The sequence below is a fragment of the Psychroflexus aestuariivivens genome (assembly GCF_004010055.1).
Lineage (GTDB): Bacteria > Bacteroidota > Bacteroidia > Flavobacteriales > Flavobacteriaceae > Psychroflexus > Psychroflexus aestuariivivens.
The window spans coordinates 62,847-75,288 of the sequence record NZ_RQVT01000001.1; the positions used below are offsets into that span (position 1 = coordinate 62,847).

General features: G+C 33.9%; 9 protein-coding genes. All 9 read right to left on the reverse strand.

Annotation, left to right across the window (positions count from 1 at the left end):
* Positions 1-59: 59 nt before the first annotated feature.
* The 9 genes from EIG86_RS00295 to EIG86_RS00335 all read right to left on the reverse strand — a co-directional run bounded on the left by EIG86_RS00295 (position 60) and on the right by EIG86_RS00335 (position 12,419).
* Positions 60-2,867, reverse strand: coding sequence for a gluzincin family metallopeptidase (locus EIG86_RS00295; protein ID WP_240032143.1), 2,808 nt, complete (start codon positions 2,865-2,867; stop codon positions 60-62).
* Positions 2,864-4,096: a T9SS type A sorting domain-containing protein gene (locus EIG86_RS00300; RefSeq protein WP_127844159.1), complete on the reverse strand. Its 1,233-nt coding sequence runs from the start codon at positions 4,094-4,096 to the stop codon at positions 2,864-2,866. The genes EIG86_RS00295 and EIG86_RS00300 overlap by 4 nt, the downstream gene beginning before the upstream one ends.
* A gap of 7 nt (positions 4,097-4,103) precedes the next feature.
* Complete coding sequence (locus EIG86_RS00305) at positions 4,104-4,790, reverse strand: LOG family protein (RefSeq protein ID WP_127844160.1); 687 nt, start codon at positions 4,788-4,790, stop codon at positions 4,104-4,106.
* Positions 4,791-4,792: 2 nt separating this feature from the next.
* On the reverse strand, positions 4,793-7,633 hold the full coding sequence (gene uvrA / locus EIG86_RS00310) for an excinuclease ABC subunit UvrA (protein WP_127844161.1): 2,841 nt from the start codon (positions 7,631-7,633) through the stop codon (positions 4,793-4,795).
* Positions 7,634-7,778: 145 nt separating this feature from the next.
* Positions 7,779-8,480 (reverse strand): hypothetical protein, encoded by a 702-nt coding sequence (locus tag EIG86_RS00315; protein ID WP_127844162.1) that lies wholly within the window; start codon positions 8,478-8,480, stop codon positions 7,779-7,781.
* A gap of 81 nt (positions 8,481-8,561) precedes the next feature.
* Positions 8,562-10,367, reverse strand: a complete 1,806-nt coding sequence (locus tag EIG86_RS00320; protein ID WP_127844163.1) for an acyl-CoA dehydrogenase family protein — start codon at positions 10,365-10,367, stop codon at positions 8,562-8,564.
* Between the two features lie 78 nt (positions 10,368-10,445).
* The gene (locus EIG86_RS00325) at positions 10,446-10,760 is read right to left on the reverse strand and encodes a four helix bundle protein (protein ID WP_127844164.1); all 315 of its coding nucleotides are present in this window, start codon (positions 10,758-10,760) and stop codon (positions 10,446-10,448) included.
* A gap of 73 nt (positions 10,761-10,833) precedes the next feature.
* The gene (locus tag EIG86_RS00330; protein WP_127844165.1) at positions 10,834-12,021 is read right to left on the reverse strand and encodes an acetyl-CoA C-acyltransferase; all 1,188 of its coding nucleotides are present in this window, start codon (positions 12,019-12,021) and stop codon (positions 10,834-10,836) included.
* Between the two features lie 44 nt (positions 12,022-12,065).
* On the reverse strand, positions 12,066-12,419 hold the full coding sequence (locus EIG86_RS00335; RefSeq protein WP_127844166.1) for a four helix bundle protein: 354 nt from the start codon (positions 12,417-12,419) through the stop codon (positions 12,066-12,068).
* Positions 12,420-12,442: the final 23 nt, after the last annotated feature.

Consider the following 12,442-nt stretch of genomic DNA (forward strand, 5'->3'; position numbering starts at 1 on the left):
ATAAAAATTGATAATTCCCGAGATGAAAAATTTATAGTTATTAAATTAAATTTCAAATTTTAATACCACTTGCGCTTGAATAACTTCAAGAGCGTTGAAATATCCAAAGTCACGACAAATCTTATTTTTTCATCATAATTTCCGTTGCCGAATTCCCAGCCATTACTAGAATACATAGGGAAATATAGTTCAAAATAATCTTCAACAAAATTCAATCTTATTCCAGAATCATAAACAAATTGCGGACTTGTCGAGCTGTTGCTGAAAACGCCAGCATCTCCATAAGCAAAAATCCAGTTCCATATCGTCGTACTCACATTGGTCGATAAAAGCCATTCATCTGCAAATCTTTGGTCAAATTGCGACTTAAAGCCACCTTCTGCCATAATAAATTGCTGACTAAATAGACCACTAGATTCGCTTCTTCCATAATAATTATAATCGAATAAGTAATCTGTAGGACGATCTAAAGCATAACTAAAATAATTTGAATCTTGAGTGTCATTATACAAAAATAAACCTGCAAAAATACGCATATTTATTTGCCGGTTGTTGTTGAAAAGTTTTCTGAAATGCATAGTTCCAGAGACTTTACTGAATTTTTTTGCAATTTGGTAGTCTAAATATGTTGTAAAAAAACGGTCTAAATTTTTATTCTGAAAAGTATAACGGATATTGAAAATATTGTAATTCGGTTCATCTGTTTCCACCAAAGGACTTTCATCTTGATCAACGTTTACCGTCCTTAAACTTAAACCATGTCTTCGATTATCTCGCAAATCTTCAGGACGATAAGTCATACTTAAATATCCAGAATATCTGTTGTAAAACAAATCTTCATCATAAGAATATCGAGATCCACTTAAGCCGTAACTTAATGCAAACATCTCTTCATTCTTATAAAAATGTGTGTAACTCACAGAACCATCACCAACCAAAGTCTGACTTCTTAATCCATATTTTGGTGTCATTTTGTATTCAAATTGCTTTGGTAAAATTGAACTATTATAAAATTTTGGACCAAGAGCAATACCATCATACAGGTTGTATGTGAATTCAGGAATTAAAAACAATTGGTTGTATTTTGGATCTTCAATATCATCAATTATTCTAAACTGAAGTGGTTTGTTTAGTATTTTCCCTCGACTTTTGAAATTATTTCTTTGATTGAACTCCGGAATAATCTGTTCATAATTTACAGCTAACCGATCGCTATCCAAATCTTTAAGTTTGACTATTGTATCTTTTTCAAATGCATCTACCCAAGTTTTAGACAACACAATTTTATCTTTAATTTGATAAACAGCAACGGGCATTGCATTTTGAGTTTTGTTTAAAATTCTCACAGAAATGGAATCATCATCAGTTTTGATGTAATCAATTGTAAAATCAATATCTTTTTTGCTACCGAGATAATTTTCGGTAAACCAACTGATTTCTTTTTGACTTTGTTTTTGAAGAATTTCGAAAAAATCTTTAGGATCAGAAAATTTTGCATGATAAGTTTCAAAATAAATTTTTAAACTTTCATCAACAACATTTTTTCCAAGATAATCTTCCAAATATTTAAAACCGATGCCACCTTTATAGGGGTTTGATAATTTTTGATTGAACTTCAACAAACTGTCTTGTGGGAAATCTACAGGTTGACCCAAATTCTGTCGAATCATCGTTTCATGAATAAACTGGTAGCGATCATTGAATTTTAACTCTGCTGCATGAAACCATTTTACACCATAAAAATCTGCGAAACTTCCTAAAAGTTTGACTTCAGGATAATATTTTTCGACATAATCCATCATGATTTTTACTAAGATAGCATCCAAAAACCATTGATTTTCGCGTGTGTTAATTAGTAATGATTTTCTTAAAAATTGATCTGCCGTTGTTTTTAAAAGTTTGATATCAAACTGAAATCCGTCGGGAAAAGGCCGAATGAAATCCGGTAATTGATTCAAACCATACACAGGAGAATTCAGGTAATCCTCTTCAGAAATTAAAATTTCTTCAAAACTGAAATCACCCATTTCCTCTTTTAGAAAAAATACAATCCTATCTGTGATTAAAGCTTCTATCTCAGGGCGTAAACCTTCAGAAATCATACTGGATTTCACATCAACCAAATCTGTTTTGGTGGTTTTAAATTTCTCAATTCTAGTCACGTACAAATCAGAACCAATGTGATTATCCGCTTGTAATCTAAAGGTTTTATAATCAAATGCTTGCGACTCAACTTCACTTTGCATTAAAGTAGAAGTTACTTTGTATTGGTTTGGTACAGAAATTTTCAGATCATAATTTAGTTTTTGAAAAGGGAAATCATTCAAATTTTTATGACTGTAAATAATCCAATCTTCTTTGTAAATTGCTGGCTTAATCAACCATTCTTTTAGAATTAATTCACGTTGTAGCCATCCAAATCCAGTAAATTTTGCATCAGGAATTATGAGTTTATAATCTAAATTTAATACGATAGATTCACCTGGTTCCAATTTTTTTTTCAATTCAACTTTAATAATATCTGGTTGGTTTTCAACACGACTCCAGTTGGATTGAATGCCGTTAATATTTAGCTTTTCTATAGTCGTTCCACCACGTTCCTGATCTGTAGCAAAGTGAAATTTTCTCACGTATTCCTGAGCATATCTTTTTCCGAGTGGACTATTTTTATCTGAGAAAGCATTAATCCAGTCGTATAGATAAACTTCGCTTAATGCAGTTTCAGTATTGTTTTTGAACACAATATTTTGTGAAACCTCCAGGCTTTTCAAATTTTCGGTAGCTTTTATTTCGGCTGAAATATCATGTTGAGCGAAACCCAACATACTAAAACAACAACAAGCTATAACAACTAAATATTTTATCAATTTGATTTTAAGAATTTTAATGCGTGATTTACTCCTTCAAGTTTCAGAAAATATACCCCAACGGAGTATTCTGAAACATCAACTTCTACATGTTTTGCTATAACGCTACTTTGGTGAATTTCTTGTCCTAAAGCATTATAAATGCTAAATTTTTTATTCTGAACATTGGTATTGAAGTTCAAAGCTAAAATATCCTGAACGATATTTCCATTCGAAAATGAAATTAAATCTTCTATGTCAAAATCTTTTGATTTTAGAAAATTTTCATCGATTTCTAAAGACATTACTACTGGCAAGTGATCACTCATAAGATAGAGTAAATTTCTCAAATTTTGGTTGTATGCACCATAACAATCATTGTCACTTATATTATCATTGAAGCAATTGCCATTGTTGCCAAATGCCGCATAAGAATTTTCGACATATCGAATTGGGTTATTCTGATTTTTGAGATTATCTGAAATAAAAATAAAATCAAAACGATCATCCAAACCGCCACCAGCACCAAAATCATCAAAATCATCATTGCTACTTCTTGTACTTTGCGTGTGGACTTGGGCAAATTGCGAATTGTTATTCCAAGCACCAATTTCATCGATTGGGTCAAGAAAATTAATATCTTCAGTGCCTGAGGTAATCACCTGAAAAGCCGGTTCTAGTGCTGAATACAAATTGAAGTCTCCTCCAAAAATAATATTAGAATCTGCTGGTAAAGTCTCAACATAGTTTATAAATTGATTGGCTTCAAACAAGCGTTGTTGTTCATTTGAAAAACCCTGAGCGGCTTTGAAATGCGCTACAAAAACATCCAAAATCGTCTCTGAATTTGTATTCAATTGAAATTGATAATGGTTAATATCTCTAATATTGGTTTGGATGATTTCAGAATCTACAAAAGTCAACTTATCGGCATCATAATAAACCAATTGATGAATTGTTGAAATTCCCGAAGTATTGAATTGAAATGGAACAGACTGAATATTTGCAGTTGTATAATTAAATGAATTTGTCAATATTTCGCCTCCATCCTGGGGAAGTTCTAGCTCACAAACCATAAAAATATCAGGCTCGTAATTGGCCAAAATATCATTTAGGATTTCTGCTCTGTTTTCTGGTGGAGCAGTGGAGAAGTTGAGTAAATTATAAAACATAGTTTTGATATTCGTCTGTCCAAAAGACATTTGAATACCAAAACACAAAAAGGCAATAAAAAATAAGAATTTTTTCATTCAGGGATTAAAAATTTGGACTTAAATCAAATTGATTGTAGAATTTATCTAAAATTTCAATCACTTCATCTTCATTATCAACAAGCTCAATTAATTTCAAATCATCTGAATTGACGGTTCCAAATTTTTCACTCATCGTCGCAATGATCCAATCCAATAATCCAGTCCAATATTTTTTTCCTACTAAAATTATAGGAAACTTATCAATTTTTCCAGTTTGAATAAGTGTAATGGCTTCAAATAATTCATCTAAAGTACCAAATCCACCAGGCATAACCACAAAACCTTGGGAATATTTCACAAACATAACTTTTCTGACAAAAAAGTAATCGAAATTCAAATTTTTGTCACGATCTATATACGGATTGTCATGCTGCTCAAATGGCAATTCAATATTCAATCCAACAGAGGTTCCACCTCCAATATTTGCACCTTTGTTTCCAGCTTCCATGATGCCTGGTCCGCCACCTGTAATGATACCATAACCTTGATCTACAATTTTATTAGCAACTTTCACAGCCAATTCATAAAATTTGTCGCCCGGGTTCATTCTAGCAGATCCAAAAATAGAAACGCAAGGTCCGATTTGGCTCAAGCGTTCATAACCATCAACAAATTCGCTCATAATTTTAAAAAGCGCCCAAGAGTCGTTGGTTTTGATTTCATTCCAGTTTTTATTGTGTTTTTCTGTCATTTTTATAAGTTTAATTCTTTTTGTAAAAATTTTGCAGTATAACTTTTTTCATCTTTAGCTACTTTTTCTGGTGTACCTTTGGCAACAAGCTGTCCGCCTTTTTTACCACCTTCGTAACCAATATCGAAAATATAATCAGCAAGTTTGATGACGTCCATATTATGTTCAATAATCATAACGGTGTTACCTTTTTCAACCAGTTTTTCTAAAACGCCCATCAAAACATTGATGTCTTCAAAATGGAGTCCAGTTGTAGGTTCATCTAAAATATAAAACGTATTTCCAGTACTGATTTTCGATAATTCTGTGGCGAGTTTTATGCGCTGAGCTTCACCACCTGACAATGTCGTGCTTTGCTGCCCAAGAGTGATGTAGCCCAAACCAACATCTTGAATGGTTTTCAGTTTTCTATAAATTTTCGGGATCGGTTCAAAGAAACTTGTCGCTTCATCGATTGTCATTTCCAAAACATCACTGATGGATTTTCCTTTGTATCGAATTTCTAAAGTTTCCCTGTTAAATCGTTTTCCCATACAAGTTTCGCATTCGACATGAACATCTGGCAGAAAATTCATTTCTATAACTCTCAATCCAGCGCCACCACAAGTTTCGCAACGTCCACCTTTTACATTGAAACTGAATCTACCAGGTTTGTAACCACGAATCTGTGCTTCTGGAGTTTTGGTAAACAAAGTTCTGATTTCTCCAAAAACGCCAGTGTATGTCGCTGGATTCGATCTTGGGGTACGACCAATTGGTGATTGGTTGATGTCGATGACTTTGTCTAAATGTTTTAAACCTCGAATACCTTTGTATGGCAAAGGTTCTTTAACACCGTTGAAAAAATGATTGTTTAATATCGGATACAAAGTTTTATTTATAAGTGTAGATTTTCCACTACCAGAAACGCCTGTGACAACAACTAATTTACCCAAAGGAATTTTAATGGAAACCTCTTTTAAATTATTTCCACTTGCTCCAAGTAAATGCAAATGCTTGCCGTTACCTTTCCGTCTTTTCTTTGGAATCGCTATGGTTTTTTTCCCTGAAAGATAATCTGCAGTCAATGTTTGATGTTTCAGAATATCTTTAGGTTTTCCTTCACTAATGATTTTTCCACCGTTTTTTCCAGCAAAAGGACCGATATCAATCACGTGGTCAGCGCGTTCAATCATGTCTTTGTCGTGTTCAACTACGATAATAGAATTGCCTACGTCACGCAGTGATATCAAGGAATTGATTAGCTTTTCGTTGTCTCTTTGGTGCAAACCAATGCTTGGTTCGTCTAAAATATATAGGACACCAACCAATTGAGAACCGATTTGTGTTGCTAATCGAATTCGTTGTGCTTCACCACCTGAAAGCGTTTTGGAACCTCGATTCAGATTCAAATAATTCAATCCTACGTCTGCTAAAAAGGACAAACGTGTTTTTATTTCTTTGATGATTTCTTCTCCGATTTTTTGCTCGTTTTTCGACAATCTTTTGGTAAGATTTTCAAAGAATGTTAGCAATTCATCAATATCCATATTGATGATGTCGGCAATACTACTTTCATCGACTTTGTAGTACAAAGCTTCTTTGTTCAGGCGACTGCCTTGGCAAGTTTCGCAAGGCTTTTTGTCCATATATTTTTTAGCCCAACGTTTTAAAGATGCAGAAGATTCTTTCTGGTGAAATGTCGTTGAAATAAATTCTGCTACGCCTTCAAAATTATAGCTGAAACTTTTACTGACTTTAGATGTTTCACTAAATTTTTTGAAACTAGCATTACCGCCATATAAAATTACATCCATCGCTTCTTTTGGAATGGATTCTATCGGATCATTCAAGTCAAATTCAAAATGTTCTGCAATGGCACGTAATTGCTTGAAAACCCAGTTATTTTTCTTTTCCTTGCCGTGAGGTTCTAGACCGCCAGATTTTATTGAAAGTGAGAGGTCTGGAATTATACGATCCACATTGATTTCGTAAACTTCACCAAGTCCATTGCATTTTGGACAAGCACCTTTTGGCGAGTTAAATGAAAAGTTATTGGGTTCTGGATTTGGGTATGAAATTCCAGTAGTTGGACACATTAAATTTCGACTAAAAAATTTAGGTTGATCTGATTCATGATCCAAAATCATCAACACATTGTCACCATGTTTCATTGCAGTGTCAATGCTTTCTTCTAAGCGTTTATGTGTGTTTTTGTCTTGTGTAATTTTTAACCGATCGATGACAATTTCAATGTCATGGATTTTGTAACGATCGATTTTCATTCCTTTTTCAATATCACGAATTTCACCGTCAACTCTAACTTTCACAAAACCTTGTTTGGCGATTTGTTCAAACAATTCTCGATAATGACCTTTTCTGGACCTGACAATCGGAGCTAAAATATTGACTTTTCGATTTTCAAACTCATTAATTATTTTAGATTGAATTTGACTATCGCTATAACTGACCATTTTTTCTCCAGTTTTGTAGCTGAAAGCCGTGCCAATTCTTGCAAACATCAATCTGATAAAATCGTAAACTTCTGTAATTGTACCAACGGTACTTCGCGGACTTTTAGAAGTTGTTTTTTGTTCAATAGCAATGACAGGGGATAAGCCTTCAATTTTATCGACATCTGGACGTTCCAATCCACCTAAAAATTGTCTGGCGTAAGCAGAGAAAGTTTCGATATAGCGTCTTTGGCCTTCAGCATAAATGGTGTCGAAAGCCAAAGAAGATTTTCCTGAGCCAGATAAACCAGTGATAACAACAAGCTTATTTCTAGGAATCCTGACGTCAATATTTTTTAAATTATGGACGCGAGCTCCCAGAACTTTAATGTATTCTTCGTTTTTTTTCATAGCAATTTCAGCTTGCAAATTTAGGTAAAGAAAATGAGATTTTCACTCATTATATAATTTGCTTGGAGTTTGTTTAAGCAGAGATGAAGCTTAATAGAAAACGCGATAGGATGTAATTTTTTTAAATCAAAAAATAGATGAAAATTTATTTATACTTGATCCATCTTTCTTGAATGTATTCGCCTTTAGAGCTTTTACCATCATGGTGCCAAATATCACCTTCGATATTTTTTCTGAATTCTAAAGTGACTCCAGTCATAGATTGATTTTTTGAAAAGAATTTGATGTGTTCTTGATGTTTATCGTCTAAAGAAGTCCATTTTCCGCCACTTGAACCAAAAAATTCACCGGTTTGAGAATTGATAGCAATCACTTGATAGTAATTATCACTCAGCATTTTTATGGTTTTTCGTGGTTTGTAACCTATAGTTTGCCATTTTGAATCTCTAAATACTTCATGAATTCTATAACAAGTTACATGTTCTTTTTTTGCTTCATCAATTTTCACCCAAGTTTCCTCATGTCGAGAGTTTTTGTCTTTTATTTTTAAAGTATCATTTTTAATTTCATAGTTGAAATTGATATAAGTTCCAGCGAGTGAAGTTGACTCTGAATGGGTTTCAATATTTTCTATATAATCGAAATCGTTTTTGGTGAATGTGCCAGCAGAAGCTTCGATGAATTCTCCGTCTGATTCATCATAAGTTGCCGAAGTAAAATAATGATTGCTGTATAATTTGATGGTTTTAAATTTAGAGTTATCTACTTTTTGCCATGCACCAGTAAGGTTTTGAGAAAAAGTAAGAGAATAAACTAGAAGCGTTAAAAGTAAAAAGGTAGTTTTCATATTTTGAAAGATTTATTTTAAAAACAAAAAATCCGTAGCAATATAATAAATGCTACGGATTTTTCTCAACCTAAATTATACTTAAAATGGATAAGTATTCTCTTCTGTAACTTTGTTTGCTATGGTATTTCTGAGTTCTACCACATTTGGGTAATTATCATATTTTGTATAGCGTTTCAAGCCCATTAGCATCATTTTTTGTTCATCACCTTCGGCAAAAGAAACAATTGCTTCTTTTCCTTTTTGATTGATTTTATCTACAGCATGATATAAATTCAGTTTTGACATAGCGATTTGCTCTTTTTGTTTGTCCTCACCAAATCTTTTGGCATTTTTCTCAGCACGAAGAATAGCTGATTCTGCCATATATATTTCAATTAAAATATCGGCTGAAGCTAACAATAGCTGCTGATGTTCTTCAAGTTCTTCGCCATATTTTTGTGCTGCACTTCCAGCAACCATCAAGAAAGCTTTTTTCAACTTTCTGAGCATGGCTTTTTCTTCAGCTAAAAGTTCGGAATAATCTGGCGTGTCAAAAGAAGGAATTCCGGTCAATTCATCTTCAACTTCTTTGGCTGGGCCAAGTAAATCGACGTGACCTTTCATGGCTTTTTTTACAAGCATACCAACAGCTAACATTCTATTGATTTCATTGGTGCCTTCATAAATTCTAGCGATTCTAGCATCTCTCCAAGCCGATTCCATTGGTGTATCGGCAGAAAAGCCCATTCCGCCATAAATCTGGATGCCTTCATCAGAACATTCCTGAATATCTTCAGAAACTGCAACTTTAAGAATTGAACATTCAATGGCAAATTCTTCTACGCCTTTGAGTTCTGCCTCTTGATGAGAGTTTCCACTTTCTTTTCTGAAATTAATTCTATCTTCAATATTTTTTGCAGCACGATAAGACGCCGATTCGCCGACATAAGCTGCTGTAGACATTTCTGCTATTTTGGAGCGAATAGCACCAAACTTTGAGATTGGTGTTTTGAATTGAACTCGATCGTTAGCATATCTTACTGCAGAATCGATCACGCGTCGTTGAGCATCTAGACAAGCAGCAGCAAGCTTTATACGACCAACATTCAATGCATTCATCGCAATTTTGAAACCTCCGTTTCGTTCACCAAGTAGATTTTCTGCAGGAACTTTGGTTTCTTCAAAAAATACTTGTCGAGTAGAGGAGGAGTGAATTCCAAGTTTCTTCTCTTCGTCTCCTAAAGTAATTCCATTTGTGAGGTCTTTTTCAACAATAAAGCCCGTAATATTTTTATCGTCCTCGATTCTGGCAAATACAATAAATATATCACAGAAACCTGCGTTTGAAATCCACATTTTTTGCCCAGTAATTTTGTAATGTGAACCGTCTTCAGACAAAACAGCTTTTGTTTTACCAGAATTTGCATCAGATCCAGCGCCAGGTTCTGTTAAGCAATAAGCACCAAACCACTCGCCACTAGCAAGTTTTGGAATGTATTTTTGCTTTTGTTCTTCAGTACCATAAAGTGTTATCGGCAAAGTGCCAATGCCTGTATGCGCTCCAAAAGCCGTACTGAAAGATCCTGTTGCTCCTGAAATATAATCGCAAACCAACATGGTAGAAACGAAATCCATCCCCATGCCTTCATATTCTTCAGGAACTGCAACGCCAAGAAATCCTTGCTTTCCTGCTTTACGCATCACTTCTTCAGTTAAAGCATAATTTTTCTTTTCGAATTCTTCTTTCTTTGCCCATATTTCTCGATCTACGAATTCTTTGACAGAATCGCGCATCATAATTTGTTCTTCAGAAAAATCTTCAGGTGTGAAAATGTCTTCTGCTTTTGTTTCTTTAACGATGAACTGACCTCCACGGATCATGTCGTCTTTTTTATTTGTTTCCATTTGTTTTAGATTATATGAATCAAGATGCAAGAACCATGACTATAACTTAAGTCCAGATTTGAATCTTGATATTATTTTTTATATGTAAATAATTTTAGTTTCTAATTCTATAAATTTTTCCTCATTCAGATAATTTTGATCAAAAGCAACAATTAATTGAGTTTCTAATTCAAAAGCAGAACCTAAACTATTTTCCAAATAAGAATTGAAATGTTTATTTGTACTTTTACTCGTTCCTTCTGAAATATTTGAAGGAATCGAAACTGAACATCTATTCATTTGAGATACTAAACCAAATTTTTCAAAATCAGGGAAAGTCCTAGTTAAAGCATAAATTTCTTTTACTAAGTCTTTACTTTCCTGCCAGATTTTTAATTTTTTGAAGTTATGCATTGAATTTTCATAATTATTACTCTTAATTCCTGACTCCTGACTCCTGACTCCTGACTCTTTGCTCTAGTTACTACTAAAACACCTCATAAATCCCAGCTGCTCCCTGTCCAGTTCCTACGCACATAGTGACCATAGAATATTTATCTTTTAGGTTTCTCTTTTTCATTTCATCAAAAATCTGAACTGAAAGTTTGGCTCCAGTACAACCTAATGGGTGACCTAAAGCAATAGCACCACCATTTACATTCAAAATATCTTGATTGATGCCTAACTCTCTAGCGACAGCCAAAGATTGAGAAGCAAAAGCTTCATTAAGTTCAATAAGTTCGATGTCATTCAATTTGAGTCCAGCTTGTTTCAATGCTTTTGGAATTGCTTTTACTGGACCAATTCCCATAATTCTCGGTTCTACACCAACAGTTGCATAACTTACCATTCTAGCTACTGGTTCAAGATTAAGTTCTTTGACCATTTCTTCGCTCATTACCATAACAAAGGCTGCGCCATCGCTCATCTGAGATGAATTTCCAGCTGTTACACTTCCACCTTCAGCAAAAACAGGTCTGAGTTTATTCAATACTTCTTCTGAAGTATCTGCTCTTGGACCTTGATCTTGATTAACTGTATAAGTTTTTGATTCTTTTTTGTCTTTAGAATTAACAAAAACTTCTTCTACATCTATCGGTACGATTTGGTCTTGAAATCGATTTTCTTTTTGAGCTTTAATCGCTTTTTGATGAGAATTGTAAGCAAATTCATTTTGATCTTTTGCTGAAATTTCATATTGCTTTGCTACAGCTTCTGCTGTGAGACCCATTCCCCAATAATAACTTTCGTTACCAGCTTTGGCAGCGTTATAATTTGGGACAGGTTTGTAACCTCCCATTGGAATGTAACTCATACTCTCTGCACCACCAGCAATGATGCAATTGGCCATGCCACTTTGAATTTTTGCACTCGCCATGGCGATGGTTTCTATTCCAGATGCGCAATAACGATTGACGGTTACGCCAGGAACTTCTTCAGTTTTTAAACCCATCAGTGAAACCAATCGACCGACATTTAAGCCTTGTTCTGCTTCTGGCATGGCGTTTCCAACCATCACATCATCGATACGTGATTTGTCAAATTCGGGTAGTTGTCCCATCATATAATTGATGGTTTCCGCCGCTAAATTGTCTGGACGCTTAAACCGAAAAACACCTTTTGGAGCTTTTCCTACTGCTGTTCTGTATCCTTTTACTATGTATGCTGTTTTCATATTGGATTTTAGATTTTAGAACTTAGATATAAGATTAATGATTCTTATTTTTCTAAGCCTTGATTAAATTTATAAATCATTTTGTGTATTTCATTAATATCCTTCTCTAACTTATTGAGTTTATCGTTGCTAATAAAATTTAAGCGATTACTAATAATAAGTTGAGTATTAAGTTCATTTAAAGATCCTTTAGAAATCGATAAAAATCTTCCAAAATCTTTGTTGCTATTCCTTCCAGCACCTTCCGCAATATTTGAAGGAACTGAAATAGCACTTCTTTTAATTTGATCTACTAAGCCATACTTTTCAGAGTTAGGAAAATCAGCAATTAGTTGGAATACGTTTTCAACTAAATCAATAGATTTCTGCCAAATTTTCAGTTCCTTATAATTATGCATCGCAAAAGATTTTGTCTAATATC

Coding starts and splice junctions, on each gene's coding strand:
- EIG86_RS00300 (WP_127844159.1), bottom strand. CDS start 4,096: ATGAAAAAATTCTTATTTTTTATTGCCTTTTTGTGTTTTGGTATTCAA.
- EIG86_RS00305 (WP_127844160.1), bottom strand. CDS start 4,790: ATGACAGAAAAACACAATAAAAACTGGAATGAAATCAAAACCAACGAC.
- uvrA (WP_127844161.1), bottom strand. CDS start 7,633: ATGAAAAAAAACGAAGAATACATTAAAGTTCTGGGAGCTCGCGTCCAT.
- EIG86_RS00315 (WP_127844162.1), bottom strand. CDS start 8,480: ATGAAAACTACCTTTTTACTTTTAACGCTTCTAGTTTATTCTCTTACT.
- EIG86_RS00320 (WP_127844163.1), bottom strand. CDS start 10,367: ATGGAAACAAATAAAAAAGACGACATGATCCGTGGAGGTCAGTTCATC.
- EIG86_RS00325 (WP_127844164.1), bottom strand. CDS start 10,760: ATGCATAACTTCAAAAAATTAAAAATCTGGCAGGAAAGTAAAGACTTA.
- EIG86_RS00330 (WP_127844165.1), bottom strand. CDS start 12,021: ATGAAAACAGCATACATAGTAAAAGGATACAGAACAGCAGTAGGAAAA.
- EIG86_RS00335 (WP_127844166.1), bottom strand. CDS start 12,419: ATGCATAATTATAAGGAACTGAAAATTTGGCAGAAATCTATTGATTTA.